The sequence below is a fragment of the Arthrobacter sp. B0316-5-4 genome, assembly GCF_059090325.1.
Genome location: NZ_JBNHFN010000004.1, coordinates 528,788 through 543,876, shown reverse-complemented (window position 1 = coordinate 543,876; position 15,089 = coordinate 528,788). Strand labels below are relative to the sequence as shown.

Annotated in this window: 20 protein-coding genes; 11 read left to right on the top strand and 9 right to left on the bottom strand. The window is 63.8% G+C overall.

Translation table 11 applies throughout. The annotated features are described in order from the left end of the window. The first annotated feature begins 144 nt into the window (after nucleotides 1-144). Together AC5RU9_RS14495 and AC5RU9_RS14490 are read left to right on the top strand one after the other, a co-directional pair. Nucleotides 145-1,023: a pullulanase X25 domain-containing protein gene (locus AC5RU9_RS14495; protein ID WP_494016985.1), complete on the top strand. Its 879-nt coding sequence runs from the start codon at nucleotides 145-147 to the stop codon at nucleotides 1,021-1,023. Between the two features lie 93 nt (nucleotides 1,024-1,116). Continuing rightward, nucleotides 1,117-1,401 (top strand): acylphosphatase, encoded by a 285-nt coding sequence (locus tag AC5RU9_RS14490; protein WP_494016984.1) that lies wholly within the window; start codon nucleotides 1,117-1,119, stop codon nucleotides 1,399-1,401. A gap of 5 nt (nucleotides 1,402-1,406) precedes the next feature. Here the strand turns inward: AC5RU9_RS14490 and AC5RU9_RS14485 are convergent, their stop codons facing one another. The 4 genes from AC5RU9_RS14485 to AC5RU9_RS14470 form a co-directional block, all read right to left on the bottom strand. After that, entirely contained in the window at nucleotides 1,407-1,799 is a 393-nt protein-coding gene (locus tag AC5RU9_RS14485; RefSeq protein WP_494016983.1) for a type II toxin-antitoxin system VapC family toxin, read from the bottom strand. Next, on the bottom strand, nucleotides 1,796-2,062 hold the full coding sequence (locus tag AC5RU9_RS14480; RefSeq protein ID WP_235519096.1) for a type II toxin-antitoxin system Phd/YefM family antitoxin: 267 nt from the start codon (nucleotides 2,060-2,062) through the stop codon (nucleotides 1,796-1,798). The genes AC5RU9_RS14485 and AC5RU9_RS14480 overlap by 4 nt, the downstream gene beginning before the upstream one ends. A gap of 69 nt (nucleotides 2,063-2,131) precedes the next feature. Next, complete coding sequence (locus AC5RU9_RS14475) at nucleotides 2,132-3,022, bottom strand: ribokinase (protein WP_494016982.1); 891 nt, start codon at nucleotides 3,020-3,022, stop codon at nucleotides 2,132-2,134. A 23-nt stretch (nucleotides 3,023-3,045) separates the two neighbouring features. Beyond that, nucleotides 3,046-3,819: a GntR family transcriptional regulator gene (locus AC5RU9_RS14470; RefSeq protein WP_309990498.1), complete on the bottom strand. Its 774-nt coding sequence runs from the start codon at nucleotides 3,817-3,819 to the stop codon at nucleotides 3,046-3,048. 135 nt (nucleotides 3,820-3,954) lie between these two features. Between AC5RU9_RS14470 and AC5RU9_RS14465 the strand changes: the two genes are divergently transcribed. Together AC5RU9_RS14465 and AC5RU9_RS14460 are read left to right on the top strand one after the other, a co-directional pair. Further along, nucleotides 3,955-5,430 (top strand): MFS transporter, encoded by a 1,476-nt coding sequence (locus AC5RU9_RS14465; protein WP_494016981.1) that lies wholly within the window; start codon nucleotides 3,955-3,957, stop codon nucleotides 5,428-5,430. Nucleotides 5,431-5,512: 82 nt separating this feature from the next. Then, nucleotides 5,513-6,514, top strand: coding sequence for a nucleoside hydrolase (locus tag AC5RU9_RS14460; protein WP_494016980.1), 1,002 nt, complete (start codon nucleotides 5,513-5,515; stop codon nucleotides 6,512-6,514). 70 nt (nucleotides 6,515-6,584) lie between these two features. Here the strand turns inward: AC5RU9_RS14460 and AC5RU9_RS14455 are convergent, their stop codons facing one another. The 3 genes from AC5RU9_RS14455 to AC5RU9_RS14445 form a co-directional block, all read right to left on the bottom strand. Next, on the bottom strand, nucleotides 6,585-7,337 hold the full coding sequence (locus AC5RU9_RS14455) for an ArsR/SmtB family transcription factor (RefSeq protein ID WP_494016979.1): 753 nt from the start codon (nucleotides 7,335-7,337) through the stop codon (nucleotides 6,585-6,587). 63 nt (nucleotides 7,338-7,400) lie between these two features. Next, entirely contained in the window at nucleotides 7,401-7,898 is a 498-nt protein-coding gene (locus AC5RU9_RS14450; protein ID WP_494016978.1) for a DinB family protein, read from the bottom strand. Continuing rightward, entirely contained in the window at nucleotides 7,895-8,326 is a 432-nt protein-coding gene (locus AC5RU9_RS14445) for a VOC family protein (protein ID WP_494016977.1), read from the bottom strand. Before AC5RU9_RS14445 ends, AC5RU9_RS14450 begins: the two co-directional genes overlap by 4 nt. 90 nt (nucleotides 8,327-8,416) lie before the next feature. Here AC5RU9_RS14445 and AC5RU9_RS14440 point away from each other — a divergent pair, with 90 nt between their 5' ends. Beyond that, a complete protein-coding gene (locus tag AC5RU9_RS14440; protein WP_494016976.1) occupies nucleotides 8,417-9,106 on the top strand; it encodes a hypothetical protein in 690 nt (229 codons plus the stop codon). 22 nt (nucleotides 9,107-9,128) lie between these two features. Here the strand turns inward: AC5RU9_RS14440 and AC5RU9_RS14435 are convergent, their stop codons facing one another. Then, a complete protein-coding gene (locus AC5RU9_RS14435; protein ID WP_494016975.1) occupies nucleotides 9,129-9,629 on the bottom strand; it encodes a GNAT family N-acetyltransferase in 501 nt (166 codons plus the stop codon). Between the two features lie 157 nt (nucleotides 9,630-9,786). Further along, nucleotides 9,787-10,197 (bottom strand): hypothetical protein, encoded by a 411-nt coding sequence (locus AC5RU9_RS14430; protein WP_494016974.1) that lies wholly within the window; start codon nucleotides 10,195-10,197, stop codon nucleotides 9,787-9,789. A gap of 269 nt (nucleotides 10,198-10,466) precedes the next feature. Here AC5RU9_RS14430 and AC5RU9_RS14425 point away from each other — a divergent pair, with 269 nt between their 5' ends. The 6 genes from AC5RU9_RS14425 (at nucleotide 10,467) to AC5RU9_RS14400 (ending at nucleotide 15,074) form a co-directional block, all read left to right on the top strand. Continuing rightward, nucleotides 10,467-11,204 (top strand): ANTAR domain-containing protein, encoded by a 738-nt coding sequence (locus tag AC5RU9_RS14425; protein ID WP_494016973.1) that lies wholly within the window; start codon nucleotides 10,467-10,469, stop codon nucleotides 11,202-11,204. Nucleotides 11,205-11,336: 132 nt separating this feature from the next. Beyond that, the gene (locus tag AC5RU9_RS14420; RefSeq protein ID WP_494016972.1) at nucleotides 11,337-12,701 is read left to right on the top strand and encodes an MFS transporter; all 1,365 of its coding nucleotides are present in this window, start codon (nucleotides 11,337-11,339) and stop codon (nucleotides 12,699-12,701) included. 193 nt (nucleotides 12,702-12,894) lie between these two features. Next, nucleotides 12,895-13,248, top strand: a complete 354-nt coding sequence (locus AC5RU9_RS14415; RefSeq protein WP_494016971.1) for an ArsR/SmtB family transcription factor — start codon at nucleotides 12,895-12,897, stop codon at nucleotides 13,246-13,248. Nucleotides 13,249-13,270: 22 nt separating this feature from the next. Then, nucleotides 13,271-14,251: a TIGR03086 family metal-binding protein gene (locus AC5RU9_RS14410; RefSeq protein WP_494016970.1), complete on the top strand. Its 981-nt coding sequence runs from the start codon at nucleotides 13,271-13,273 to the stop codon at nucleotides 14,249-14,251. A gap of 29 nt (nucleotides 14,252-14,280) precedes the next feature. Then, nucleotides 14,281-14,619 (top strand): YciI family protein, encoded by a 339-nt coding sequence (locus tag AC5RU9_RS14405; protein ID WP_494016969.1) that lies wholly within the window; start codon nucleotides 14,281-14,283, stop codon nucleotides 14,617-14,619. A 2-nt stretch (nucleotides 14,620-14,621) separates the two neighbouring features. Further along, on the top strand, nucleotides 14,622-15,074 hold the full coding sequence (locus tag AC5RU9_RS14400) for an SRPBCC domain-containing protein (protein WP_494016968.1): 453 nt from the start codon (nucleotides 14,622-14,624) through the stop codon (nucleotides 15,072-15,074). The last annotated feature ends 15 nt before the right edge of the window (nucleotides 15,075-15,089 follow it).

Genomic DNA, 15,089 nt, shown 5'->3' with positions numbered 1-15,089 from the left:
GCACGGCAGCCGAGACCCGTAGATCACTTGCGGCGGCTGTGATGTCACACTCGGTCACGACACACGGTGTTTACCTTCAGCAGTCGTGGGAATTAACAAATCATTGGCAAACTGCTGTGGAGTAACCACCGTTGAAGGAGAAGCATGGGCGCGAACACCGCCGAAAACACCAACCTTCGTCTGAAGGCCGTACTGGACATCCTCGCTGAAAGCGTGTGGTCCGGGACTTCACTGAACGCCGGGGAGGTATTGGCTGAGGCGATTGCCCGCGTTCCCTTCAACGACCACGAAGCGGAGCTCCTGAGTGGCGGCATCCCGCGCGGCCACAAGACCCTGACGTCGGCTTCGGCGAAATTGGTCAAGGCCGGGTGGCTGGTCAAGGGCCGATCCGGTTGGACCATTCCCGAGGACGGCCTGCGCGCCACCGTCGCATTCCCTGACGTGGCGGCTTTCGCGGCAGCGCTCGACGCCGGAACTTCGGTACCAGCCGACGTTCCGGTTCCGACGGCCCCACCAGTGAAGCCTGCGGTGAAGAAGGCAGCCACCAAGCGGGCTGCAGCCAAGAAGGCGGCTCCTGATGAAGTGGCTGAGCCGAAGGTTGCCGCTGCCAAGGTCTCCGCGCCCAAGGCCAAGGCGGCTGCTGCAAAGGCTGAGCCGGCCGCGAAGAAGTCACCCCGCAAGGCGCCGGCCAAAGCTGCGGCAGCTACCGCCGTCGAGACCGTGCCGCAGCCGGACGCCGTCGCGGTGGCGGGCGACTTCAACACCATCCTGGGTGCGCCCGAGGACTGGGCGCCGCAGTACGACGAAGCCCAGATGGAGTTCAACCCGCTGGTTCAGGTGTGGACGCTAACGGCCGATCTTCCGGCCGGGCACTACACCTACAAGATCGCCCTCAACCGTTCGTGGGATGAGAACTACGGTGCGTTCGGCGCCCGTGACGGTGCCAACCACGAGTTGAATCACGACGGCGGTCCCGTCACCATCACGTACAGCCACGTGACCCGGGACATCGTGGTCGGCTAGCTCTTTCCTTTGCCGGATCCCGCCCTTGTTCGTTGTGCCACCCGTTGTACGGGGTGCGTGACGGACAAGGGCGGGACTCGTTAAGGTGGGTCCATGGAGGCAGACACGGTCCGGGTTACCGCGCGCATTTCGGGCGTGGTGCAAGGCGTGGGTTTTCGCTACTGGACTGCCCGGAAGGCCGACGAACTGATGCTCACAGGGACCGTGCGGAACGCTCCGGATGGTTCGGTGGAACTCGTGGCCGAGGGATCCGTGGAACGTGTGGAGCGTTTCACGAGCTGGCTCCACTCCGCGCAGGCCCCGGGCCGGGTGGAGAACGTGGACTTCCAGGTTTCCGAGGCCACCGGGGAGTTCAACGACTTCCGGATTGTTGGGTAGCAGCCCTAGTTTCCCGGCGACGCAGTCATCAGCCCGGATTCCTTGGCCGCCAGGAGCAATTCCTGGTCATAAGCAACCAACGCGTCCGCCTGCAATCTGATGGCGGTGGCGAGATGGATTGCGTCTGCGCTCCTGAGCTGCCCGGGCAGGGCTGAGGCGTACATCAGGTCCGACCGGGTCACATCAACAAGATTAATGCCCGTGAGGACAGTGTTGACTTGGTCAAAGGGCAGGTTGCGGCGGCGTGCTGCGCAATGAAGCTCGGTATAGAGGAGCATCGACGTCACCAAATGGCCTCCGGCCGCCCGGACGTCGTAGAGGTGGGCGGCCAGTGCCTCGGATTCGGGCTCCTCCACCACAAGCTTCAGGATCGCGGATGTATCGGCGTAGATGATCACCGATCGCCACGCAGGTCGGCCAGGATCTCGGCCGTGGACATTTCACTCTGAACCCGCGGCAGGATGCGGAAATCGACCGGCGAATCAGAGGCTGGCCGCACGCTGCCTGCTCGTAGGAGACGCTCGAACGGGGATGCGGACGGCGGAATGAGCGTAGCGGCGACCTCGCCGTTGTTGGTGACGTCGATAACCTCACCGTTTTTGACGCGTTCGAGGATCTTGCTGCTCTGATTGCGCAGTTCGCGATGAGGAATAGTTGTCATGGTTAGCCTCCGTAGCAATCGTAGCAGCTGAGGGCGAGGAGGGTCGATGGCATCGACCGAATTGGCGGACTACTTGGCTGCGGAACCTGACGCCGGCTGGAGCGTCGCGTCGATGTAGTGCTCCAGCGGCTTCAGGGCAGGCTGGGACGAAGCATCGCGCACGGCGTCCGCGCCCACGGCATTCGCTGTCGCAAGGGCGTGGGCGTAGTCAAGCCCAGCCTGCAGGGCCAGGACCAGTGCGGCGCAGAAGGCATCCCCAGCTCCGATGGTGTTGGCTATGTCCGTGACACGCACGGCGGGAGCTTCGGCCACCCGTTCGCCGTCGACGAAGATCGCCGAGCCGTCGCCACCGTACGTGACGGCGACCAGCGGAGCGTGCTTCAGGGCGGGGATCAACTCATATTCGGTCTCGTTCACGATCACCAGGTCGCAGCGCTCCAGCAACTCCGGAAGGATGGGCGCCGCGGGGGCTGCGTTCAGCGCAAAGTATCCCTTGGTGGCCCGTGCTGCCTCGAGGACAACTTCCTGGTCCACTTCCAGCTGGCACAACACGGCCTCGTCATCGCCGAAGCTCACGTCCCGCAGGCTCACGGACGCGTTGGCGCCGGGGCACACCACAATCTGATTTTCGCCGTCGCTGTCCACCAGCACCAGCGCGGTCCCGGTAGCTTCGTCGACGGCGGCGATGTCGCTGATATCGACGCAGGCGCCAGCCATTGCGTCCAGGAGTTTCCGGCCCGCGTCATCCTGGCCGACGGCCCCCACCATGCGGGAGCTGCCTGCGAGCCGGGCAGCTGCGACTGCCTGGTTGGCGCCCTTGCCGCCGGGTTGCTGCCGCAGGACAGCTCCTCCCACAGTCTCGCCGGGCGAGGGGAGACGTCTGGCGGTGGCCGTGATGTCGAGGTTGATGCTGCCCACCACAGTGAGGGTGGGCGCGGAGGACTGAACGGGCGTGCTCATGGGGGGTCCTTTTCGGGGAGGTTTCAGGAGGACTGGATGACGGAAAGGTGCCCGGCCTTGGCGGCCACGAGGCATTTGGCGAGGTAGAACGGGGAGCCGTTTCGGCGCACGTATTGGGTGAGGACCAGTACGGGATCGGACGGGCGGAGTCCCAGTAGCTTGGCTCGGCTTGGACCTGCAGTGCTGAGGCTGATTTCGCATTCGCCTGGGCCGAGGGTCACGCCGGGTAGCTCGCTCAGTACCTCCAGCAGTGTGGAGGCAGAAAGTGTTGGTGCTTCGGCGGCCTCAGCCAGGGGAGCCGCTTCGGGTATTTCCTGCGACACGTTTTCCTGCAGGTGGGCCACGGGTTCGCCGTCGCGGATGAGCACGCTTTCCCAGAACCAGACATCCTGGGCCGGCTCCACGCCCACACCTGGCGCCACGAATTCCGAGGCCGGCTGTTTGATCGCCGCTACCCGTTTGACCTGGATGTCCTGGTCCGGGCCGCCAAGAAGCTGATCGAAGGGCCGGATGTGTTCGATCCCAATCCGCGGCAGTGAATCTGCCACAAAGCGGCCCACCCCTCGGCGTGCGCGGGTGAGTCCGTCTTCTTCCAGCAGCATCAGCGCTTCGCGGATCACGGTACGGCTGACGTCCATCATGGTGCCCAGCTCGGTCTCCGTGGGAAGCAGCGAGCCCGGCGGCAGGATTTTGGTCCTGATGGCCTCGGCGATGCGGGAGTAGGCCGCGACACGCAACGGCTGCCCTGGTTGGGTGGCGATGGGTCGGGACAGGAATTTGACGGCGTTGTCTGTCAAGGGTGCCTCACTTGGGATGGGTTACGGATACTGTACCGGATCGATGTGACAGGTTGCACAAGCTCGTAATACATGCTTGTATAACAACTCACATCTCGTGGCGCCGCCCCGCGCCCTCGGACAAAGGAGTTTGATGTGAACATCCCCACCGCCACAGGCACGCAGCCTGTAGGCACGCAGCCTGTAGACCCGCAGTCCCCAGCCTCAGTCGACACCGGAGCAGCCGGCACAAAGACTGACGCGGGTCGCGCCCAGGGCAAGGCCGCCGCCCTGCTGATCGCCACGTTGGTGCTCGCTGTCCTGGCGTTCCAGCTCAACGCCAGCATGATCACCCCGGCCCTGCCTCACATCGGCTCCTTCTTCGGAGAGTCCCCGGAAGCTGTGGCACAAGTTCAGTCCATGTTCTTCCTGGCCGGCGCCATCTCCGGCCCCGTCATTGGGCGCTGGAGTGACTTCATCGGCCGCCGCAACGCTCTCCTCCTGGTCCTGGCGATCATGGGAGCCGGCACAGTGCTCTGCATCTTCGCGCCGAGCCTGCCGTTGCTGGTTGCCGGCCGCTTCATGCAGGGTGTTTCGAGCGCCATCTTCGCCCTCTCCTACATCGTCCTGAACGAGTACCTGCCAGCCCGGCTCTTCGGCACATCCATCGGCATCATCGCGGCCATCAACGGTGGCGTGGGTGGCGTGGACGGCTACTTCGGCGGCCTCATGGCAGAGACTTTGGGTTTCCAGTCGATTTTCGTCGCCGTGCTGGTGCTGGCAGCGATCGCCGTCGTCTGCGTTATCAAAGTTGTTCCCGGCGGTAAGTCCGCGGTCGCCCCGGGCCGGATGGACTGGTGGGGAGCGGGGTCACTGTCCGTGTTCCTGGTGTTCATCACGTACTTCGTGTCCACGGGTTCCTCCGCAGGCTGGACTTCACCGGCAGCCCTGGGCCTGCTGGCCGGCAGCATCGCGTCCTTCACGGCCTTCTGGCTGATCGAAAAGAGGCGCGAAACCCCGTTGGTAGCAGTCCACCACCTCCGTTCGCGCCAGGTTTGGCCCGTCATCGCCACCACCGTGCTGACGCTCGCTGGGATCTTCGCCATCATCAACTTCACCGTGGTGCTGCTGAGCCAGGACAAGAACAACGGCTTCGGTCTCTCGGCATCTGTCGCGGCGCTCCTGTTCCTCACCCCGGCCGCGCTGATCGGTGTGTTCGCTGCTCCGCTGGCCGGTTGGATCGCCGACCGCCGCGGCTGGATCAAGACAGTCCGCGTGGGAACCGCCACCAGCCTCGCCTGCGCGATCATCGCTGCGTTGTTCGCGCACAACCAGATCACAGTCCTCATCGCCATCGCCGCGCTGGGCATCTTCTACAACGGCTTCTTCCTCACCGCCATCAACGGCCTGTCCGTCCTGCTCTCGCCCAAGGAAGCACCCGCCGCGTTGCCGGGCATCAACGGAGCGTCCTTCGGCATCGGGGCGAGCCTCGGCGTCGTGATCGTTGCACCATTCGCAGGCCAAGGCACCGTAGCCGGCTACTCAACGGCACTCTGGATTTCGGTGTCAATCACCGCGCTGGCGTTCATTGTTAGCCTGTTCATCGCAGCGCCGAAAGGCGAAAAGATCTAACGCACGACGCCGGGCAGCACCTGCTGCAGACCGCCCGCTACCGCTTCACCACAGTCCACTTCACCCGAATCGAGAGACCTCAATGACCAAGCCTGCCCCCTTCTACCTTGACTGCGACACCGGCATCGACGACGCCCTCGCCCTCGCTTACCTCCTGGCAACCCCGCGGGCGGAGCTCGTGGGCATTGGCACCGTCAGTGGGAACGTCTCTGCCGCCGGTGGGGCACGAAACACGCTGGACCTGTTGAACCTGGCCGGTTACCCGGACATCCCCGTAGCCGTGGGTGCGCACGATCCCCAGGTGGGCACGTTCCACGGTGGCGCTCCGCACGTGCACGGCGACAACGGGATTGGTGGGGTGGACCTGGCGCCCTCTGATCGTGACCCTGTGACGGCCTCGGCGGCGGAGTTGCTGGTCCAACTGGCACACCAGTACGCAGGGGAGTTGCGGGTGGTCGCGATCGGTCCGCTGACCAACATCGCTGAAGCACTGCGACTGGAACCGAAGCTCCCGGAACTGGTCGCGGAGATCACCATCATGGGCGGCGCTGCGTTGGCCCCGGGGAACATCACGCCCGTGGCCGAAGCGAACATCGCCAACGATCCCGAAGCTGCAGCCGAAGTCCTGGCCGCCAACTGGACAGTCACCCTGGTGCCCCTGGACGTCACCATGACCAACGTCCTTGAGGAAAACCACCGGCAGGAACTGCTCGCGACCGATCACCCGGTTTCGCAGGCCCTCGGTGAAATGCTGGGCTATTACTTCGGTTTCTACGTCGACATTTTCGGCCGGGCATGTTCGGCCATGCACGACCCCCTGGCCGCGGCCATCGCCGTCAGGGGAGTGGAGCTCGCTGTGGCTCCCACCGTTCGCGTCCAGGTGGATACCACGGACGGCCCGGGACGTGGCCAGACGGTGTGCGACCTTCGCGGCCAATACGCCGGATTCCCGGAACAACGGGGCGCGCGCTGCCGGGTGGTGCTGTCCATCGGCGAGGACTTTGCTCCGCACCTGCTGGGCACCCTGCGGGCGGCTTGGCTCACTGACGCCCAGGCTCAGGACGCGGTTCTGCCCGTCGCCTGACCGGCGGGAGACTGAAGCAGCGACGACGACGGCGGCAGCGGCCCGCCGTCGTCGTCGTTGTTTACGTCGGTTACGCGTACATGAGGGAGCCGGGCGTGGTGAGTGTTTCGCCGGTCTCCAGCCAGGTCTTCAAGCCCGAGAGGATCATGGGCCAGCCGCCGTAGAGTTGGTCGTTGGCGCCCTCGCGGAGTTGATCGTGCGTGACGGTGAGGTGACACGAATCGCCGACAGGTTCGATCTCCCAGGTGATCCTGGACGTGCCCTCCGCCTTCACATCCTCGCCCCACAACGCAGTCATGGTCTGGACGAGCCGGCGCGGAGGATCAACCTCGATGTTCTCGCCCTCGCCGAGCGGCGCATCAGCTTTGGGGTTCCGCATCTCGAAGCGGCTGCCCGGAGTCCAGTCCGAAGTCAACGTGTTCCCGAACTGGTACTTGCTGCGGATCTCGCTGTTGGTGATGGCCTCCCACAGCCGTTCCGGCGTGGTCTTGATGTAAATCTCGAAGATCTTTTCCATGGGACTTTCCAATCTGGATTTGAGGTCGCTGAGTGCAGCGGCCCATGGTTCTGCGAATTTACTCACCCAGCGGTCGTGGATGAGGCGGATGGGAACCGGGTTCAGGAAGTGCAGCTTTTCGCGACCACGACGGCGGGTAACCACCAGTCCCGCATCTTCGAGCAGCTTGAGGTGCTTCGCGATGCCGAATCGGGTCATCTCGAATCGTGCTCCGAGGGCGGAGGCAGACTGGCCGTTCTCGCGGAACAGTTCGTCCAGGAGTTCCCTGCGGGTGGGGTCTGCCAGCGCTTTGAACACGGTGTCCATGGCTTCAGAATAGGTGACTGTTTGGTCACGTGTCAACGGGTTTGGGTGCGAACTCGATTCGGCCTAGGCGTCAGCGCTGGTGATTTGTTCGCGCAGGATGTCCGCGTGCCCGCAGTGTTGCGCGAGCTCCCGCAACATGTGCAGGTACACCCATCTCAGCGGGAGCGGACCACGGCGGTTTCCGAGGACAAGATCGTCCAAGCCCAGCTGCGCCGCCGCTCTCCTGGATGCTTCGCACGCCTCCACATGAGCCGCCCGAATGCTGGCGACGGTGTCCTGGTCATCCAGGATGAATGACTCGTCAGGCGACGCCGGGATGCCAATGTCCGCGCGGGACCTGCGAGTGATTGCTTCGTCGAACCACACCTTTTCCACGAAGGTGGCGTGCTTCACCAAACCCAGCAGCGTCGTGCGGGAGGGGACCAGCCGCCGTCGTGCCTGTTCTTCGGTGAGCCCCTCGAGACTGGTGTTCAGCGCCCAACGGTGTTCGTCCAGAAAGGTATCGAACTGGACCCGTTCGCTGTTGTTGATGACGTCCTCCGTCGAAGTTGGCGTGCTCATCCGAAAACCACCGTTCCGTCGTCGTTGATCTTCCAACCGGGGTTGTGCGCGATTTCCCAGACGATGCCGTTCGGATCCTTGACGTGGCCGTGGAAGATGCCACCAAACGCGCCGGCCTGGGCGGGTTTCACCACCGTGGCGCCAGCAGCCGCCAAGGCATCGATGGTGGTGGAGACCTCCGCCGCGCTGGCGACATTGTGGGAGAGCGTGACCCCGCTGACTCCGGAGGTGGCGGTGGCGTTGTTGAGGTCCTGATCGAACTTTGCGGCGTCGAACAGGCCGAGCATCAGCCCCGGCGCAACCTGGAAAAAGAGAATCTCGCCGGGGACATCCATGAGCGGGTCCCACCCGAGGCCCACCTTGTAGAACGCGCGGGCGGCGTCGAGGTCCGGCGTGGCAAATGTGATGAAGTGCAGTTGCTGGTCCATAGGGGAATAGTAGCGAGAGGTTGCGGCGGCCTGTCCTGTTGAGTGCCCGTCCTGTTGAGTGCCCGTCGGGGCCGGTGGGAGGATGGAGCAGTGGAACCCCTCTTCGATTTCCTTGGTCATTATTGGTGGCTCATCTTTCCCATCGGCGGCATGGCTGGTGGCTGGGCGCGGTCGTGGTCCAAGGCCAGCGAAGAGCGGCACCGCCGCAAGGTGGAGTTGCTCAAGCTGAAGAACCAGCTCGCCGTGCATGAGGAAGCCAACCAAGCCGAAGTGGTCTCGCTGATAGCCGCCCACGATTCGGTAAACCACCGGTGGCTGGACTACGAACTCGACGTCGGCAACCTCATCGACTTCCCGCTTATGACCGATGTTCGCGAGCCACTCACGGTGGCCTTCCTCAAAGCCAAGAAGGAAGCCGACGGCTTACGGCCCGCAGCGCCTGAGGACATCACGACGCCGGCCCGGCTCGCCGAGTATCGGGCAGCCGTCCACAACTTTGAACTGGCTTTCGATGTTGCCGAGCGCGAAGCCCGACGCATCAAGGACGGCAATTTCAGCGGACCCGAACGGCAGCGGCTGGCAACCGCAAGGAAACTGCTGCGCATCGCCGAAGACACTGCCGCCACTCCAGCCGAACGACAGACCGCCTACAAGCGTGCCCGCAAGGAACTCGATGGCCTGATCGTGCTCCCCGAGGCCACGGTCGCGGCGCTGGAAGGGAAGATCGCCGGGATGTTGGACGCCCGCAAGGACCCGGACACGGACGTTCGGTTCGCTTGATGGGGTAGTCCGGAAGCGGCGGCTAGGCCAGCCCTATTCCCATCACGGTCCGGGTTACCGGCCCATCCGTGCCGTCGTCGACATGGCGCATGCCGATCCGTTCGGACACCCGGCGGGAGGCTGCATTTTCGGGGTGAATGATGGCGACAAGTGAGTGCGCCCCGACCACGTTTCGCGCAAATTCAAGGCAGGCCGTAGCTGCTTCCGTGGCGTAACCCCGGCCTTGGAGGTCCAAGCGCACGTGGTAACCAACCTCGAGCTCGGACCGGCCGTTGACGTTCTGCCATGTCAGCCCGCAGTCGCCCACGAAATCGCCGGCGTGCGTTTCCACAATCCAGAGTCCATAGCCGTGCTGCGCATAGTTTGCCTGGTTCCATTCGATCCAGGCCGCTGCTTCGTCCCGGGATTTTGGCGCCGGGTAATACGTCATGACGTCGGGGTCGCCCAGCATGGCGCTCATGGCGTCGAGATCATCCGTCGTCATCTCGCGGAAGCGCAGCCGCGTGGTCGGTTGTGGGGGCACGCTTTCAGCCTACCCACCGAATTTCCCAGGCGGGACGTTCCTTCACCACCCGCTTTGGGAGTTCGGACCCCCTGCTGCAACCGGAATGGGTTGCCGGGCGGGGGATGCCAGTTCAAAGTGGGTGGTGGAGGAACAGAGGTCTTGCGACGGGAAGCCGTTAGTCCCGGCCCATGCTGGTCGAGGGGTCGCCGCTGCCCTCGGAGGGGTCTGCGCGCAGGTCGTCGGGGTCGCCGCTGGGCAGGCCGGCTGGGCCCGCGACGTCACTAGCAGAGGCGTCGCCCGCGGGGGAGGTGGCGTCGTCGCCCCGGTGAGTCCCGCCGTCGGAATCCGACGACGCGGCGCGAGTCCCGCCGTCGGGTTCTCCTGGTGCGCGACGGCGGCCAGTGGGCTTGGGGGAAAGGTCCTCGTCCATTGCGTTGGAGCCTTCGCTGATGGAGGAGTGGACCTGGATGTCGTCATCTTTCTCGCCCGGCTCGGGAACCTGCTGGTCGTTTACTGGCTTGGAGGTGCCGGCCAGATCTTCCATTGCGTTTTCGGTGGCCTTGCGGATGCTGTCTTCGACGCCCATGTGATGACTCCTTTGCAGAAATGGTCCGGATATCGAACCCGGCTCACATAGTAAGCCTACTTAGTTATCGCTCAATGTGACACCCTGGCCGGGCTTGACATGAAGACTGTAAGCAGGTCGCGTCGCTGCAGGTCAGGGCGTCCCGTGCTGAACTTTGTACCGTCGATCGTTGGACGTTATGGTTATGCAAGACCGTTTTGCAGAGGGCGGCAAGTTTCGCTCCTTTGCTGTCTGCTGGGGACGCATTTCAGTCAGTAGGAACGTGTCATATGTCTAACCCACGCCCCGAGCAGGAAGCTCTCCGAAACGGATACTTCCTTGATCTGGTCCTCGGCAGCGAAGATGTCGAGGCGTTCCTCACAGATCTGGCGGCATTCTCCTCCGAGAGCCTCTCCCACGGCACCGCCCCTGTCTTTTGCGGAATCACCGTGTTGCGTCGGAAAAAATCAGCCACAGCTGCCAGCAGCGACGAGCGTGCCCGCGTTATGGATGAGCTGCAGAGCGAATATGACGGCCCGTGTTTGACGGCTATGGATAAACTCACGTCTGTCTTGGTCCCGGACCTACCCCGCGAGCATCGCTGGCCGGATTATGTCGAAGCCGCGTCGCAGCAGGGCCTCGGATCCATCCTGAGCGTGCCGCTCCTGGTTGAGGGCGACACCCGTGCCGCACTGAACCTCTACTCGGAACGCACCCACGCTTTCGGCGCGGATGACGTGGAGAGGGCAGAGGTTTTCGCGGCACACGCCGCTAAGTCGCTTCGCCTTGCGTTGAAGATTGCCCAACTCAGCGATGCCCGAAACGACCTCGCCGCCGCGATGCAGTCGCGCACCGTCATCGACCTTGCGGTGGGCGCCATCATGGCCCAGAACCATTGCAGCCAGGAAGAGGCGTTCACCATCCTCCGCACCGCGTCGAGCAACCGCAACATCAAGCTGCGGCACCTGGCCCGGTCCATCATCGCGGCGGTTTCCTCGGGTAAGGTCACAACTCACTTCGAGGAGTAACGCCGGCAATCGTTTGCTGGGCCCTAAATCCCGTATTCGCCATATCGGATACCTGGGGCAGGGGGGTCGTCGTTGGTCCGCCCTGTGATCCCGTTTCGTGACCCGAGGCAACCATGGAGCAAACTTGGGTAGGTGACTGCCAATAACCCCCGCCCCGGCTTGGCTATTGCTGCGTTGAGCTTAGGGACGGCGCTGAACCCGCTGAACTCATCCATGATCGCCGTCGCGTTGGTGGTCCTGCGGGAGCATTTCTCGCTCGACGTCGCAACGGTCACCTGGGTGATCACCTCGTTCTACCTGGCATCCGCCGCCGGCCAGCCGCTCATGGGCAGGCTCGCCGACCGCTTCGGACCCCGCCGACTCTTCATGTTCGGCATGGCGCTGGTGGCGGTCACCTGCGCGATCGCCCCGTTCCTGCCCAACTTCGCGCTGGTCTGCGTGGCCCGCGCGCTCATGGCTGTCGGAACCGCGACGGCGTACCCGTCCGCCGTCGTGATGGTCACCGAGCTGAGTCGGCTGGCGAACCTGCCGTCCACGCGCCCACTGGGCCGGATCCAGATGGCAAACACGTCGGCCGCGGCGGTCGGCCCGGTGGTGGGCGGTTTGCTGGTGAGCCTCATTGGGTGGCAGGCGTTGTTCGCCATCAATGTGCCCATCGCTTTGCTTGCATTGTTCGTGGTCCGCCGCACTGCGCCCCGGGACGCGGGCCGCGAAACCGGCAAACTGTCCACGCTGATTCGCGACTCCGACATCCCCGGCATCCTCGCGTTCGTCATCTCCCTCATGCTCGCGATGATGGCCCTCCTGAACGTCATGCCTGGCTACCGCTGGCACCTCCTGGCCGCTGCTACCGTCATCGGCGCGCTTTTCGCCTGGCGGGAGCTGCGCTTCCGGCCACCGTTCCTGGATCTGCGTCTGCTGGGACGCAACCGCCCGCTCCTGCTGGTGTACCTGCTGTTTATTGTCTTCAGTGGGGTCTACTATTTTGCGTTCTTCGGCCTTCCGCAGTTGCTGCAGGAGGCAGGCCATTACGACGCCGGCATAGTAGGCCTGCTGATGCTGCCCCTTGCGGCGTTGTCGGTTGTGGTGACGCCACTGACGGTGCGGTTCATCGAGCGGTTCGGTGTCCGGCCTGTTTTGATCACCGGGGTGTTGGTTCTGACCCTCGCGGCGGGAACGTTGGGTGCGTTGACGCTGACGCTGTGGGCTCCACTGGTCTTCGTGTTGACCGCGTTGATGGGTGTTCCCTACGGAGTGGTGAGCACCGCATCCAACCAGGGCCTGTACGTTTCCGCCCGGCCTGAGGAGAGGGGAGTGGCAGCAGGAATCTTCCAAACCTGCCGCTACCTTGGCGCGATCACGGCGACGGTGCTGATCGGCGTGTTCTACGGCCCGGGTGTGAACCAGGCCAACTGGGGGCTGATGGTGCTGGTGATGCTGGGGCTGAGTGTGTTGGTACTGGTGCTGGCTGTGATGTGGCGGAAGCCCGCGGCTTAAAGTTCAGGCCGGCCATTTCGATGCATCGCTGCGTATTCGACGTTTCCTACCGTCTTATACGCAGCGAGTCATCGAAACGGGGCTCAGCAGTCCCACCGCGCCGGGCAGGCATCACGAGTGCGGCGTGAGCCCGGGTGGGTACCGCAGGGCGGTGGATCGTGGATCCGAATCAGGACCCTTGCTTAATACGTTAGTGATCACTAACGTATCCATTGTGTTGGATGCCCTGGAGATCGCTGCCGAGCCCCATCGGCGTCGGCTCCTGCACCTCCTGGCAGGCACTGAACAGGCTGTCACCGACTTGGCTGCCCGGTTCGATGTCAGCCGCTCCGCCATTTCGCAGCACTTGCTGTTGCTGGAAAAGGCGGGCCTGGTAACCGCGCGCAAGGAAGGGAGGAACAGGTACTACCGGCTCGATCCGGTAGGGATGGGCCGCCTTCGTGAACTTGTTTCGCAGTTCTGGACCCACGAGCTGGACCTTCTGGCCTCCGACGCTGCCGCTATCGCCGAGCAGCGTGGCGGTCCACAAGAACACGCCGACAACTAGCCACTTCAAGACGAGGACGCACATGAGTTTCGACAAAACGATCTACCTCCCGGTCACAGTCGATGAAGCGTTCGCGCTCATCACCCAGCCCGAGCGGCTTCGTCGCTGGCAGACCGTGGCAGCCAGAGTGGACCTTCGCGTCGGTGGGGAGTATCGCTGGACGGTTACCCCTGGCCATAACGCAGCCGGAACATTCCAGGAGATCGAACCGGGAAAGCGGGTTGTCTTCACCTGGGGTTGGGAAGATGGAGGAGACCTGCCGCCGGGTGCATCAACGGTGACCATCACCCTGGAACCCCAAGCGGATGGCACGTCCCTGCGGCTGGTTCACGACGGGCTTACCGAGGAGCATGCAGCAGCGCATGCAATGGGCTGGAACCACTACCTGGATCGGCTCGTTGCTGAAACGTCCTCGGCGAAGGGTGCTGGTGGGGATGAGTGGGCCTGGGCTCCCGATCCCATCAACCACTTCACGTCCGCCGATGCTTCCTTGGCAATCCTGCTGGGAGTCCTTCGCAACATCACCTCGGACGACGCCGCAAAGGCCACCCCTTGCGAAGATTTCAACGTCGCGGAGTTGCTGGATCACTTGGCGGGCTCGCTCGTGACCGTTGGGCGCGCTCTCGGGGCGGATCCAGTTGATCGCAAGGAAGCAGCGCCGGAGGTCCGGATCGCCGAATTGGCCCAGCCCACCCTGGAAGCCTTCGCCCGCCGTGGTGTTGAAGGTGCCGTGGACATGGGCTTCGCCGAACTCCCCGCAACCATCGTGGCCGGAATTCTCAACCTCGAGCTCCTCGTCCACGCCTGGGACTTCGCGAAGGCGACCGACCAGCAGGTGGCCGTGTCCGACGTCGTGAGTGACTACGTCACGGAACTGGCGCGCCAGACCATTTCCGAGCAGGTCCGCGCCAACGGGAGTTTCGCGCCGGAGCAGCCGACGGCGGAGACTGCGGGTAGCTTGGAGCGCTTGCTCGCTTTCACCGGCCGGAGTGTCACCCTCTAAATTCACCACCACAGGAAAGAAGGACCATCATGTCCAGGTTTGTCTTTATCTATCACGCACCGATGACTCCGGCAGAAGCGGCGCCTCCGGCTCCCGAGGACATGGCAGCGGTCATGGGGGAGTGGAACGCTTGGGCTGCCAAGGTGGGCGATGGGATGGTGGACTTCGGAACGCCGCTGGCGAACGGAGTCCGCGTCGCCTCCGATGGTGGAACCGCGCCGAGCCAGCGTGAGGTTGCGGGGTACAGCATCATCGAAGCCGAGAGCATGGAAGCCGCGCTGCAGCTCGCAAAGGACCACCCCCACCTGAAGATGCCCGGTGGCTGCGAGATCGAAGTGCACGAAGCCCAGCAGATTCCGGGGATGTAGGAATGGCCGCCCAAGGAACCGCCACCACCGTCAGTAAGACGTTCAGCCGCAGCACGCAGGTGTCTACCAGTATCGCAGCGAGCCCAGGGACGGTGTGGCGCTTGCTGACCACGGCGGCGGAGTATCCGCAGTGGAACTCCACCGTCGTGTCCATGAAGGGGGAGATCGCGGCCGGCTCCAAGATCGAGCTCGTGTCCACCCTCGATCCCAGCAGGACGTTCAAACTCAAGGTCAAGGAGTTCGAGCCCACCCGTCGGCTCGCCTGGGGCGATGCCTTGGGAACACGGGTGTACACGCTGACGGAAACCAACGACGGACAAACGCTCTTCGACATGACCGAACGCATCGGCGGCCCGGTCTTCCCGCTGTTCGCCAACAAGATCCCGTCCTTCGACGCCAGTTTCGAGCAGTTTGCTGCCGACCTGAAGGTGGCCGCCGAACAGGGCACCGAATAGAACGCACGACGGCGG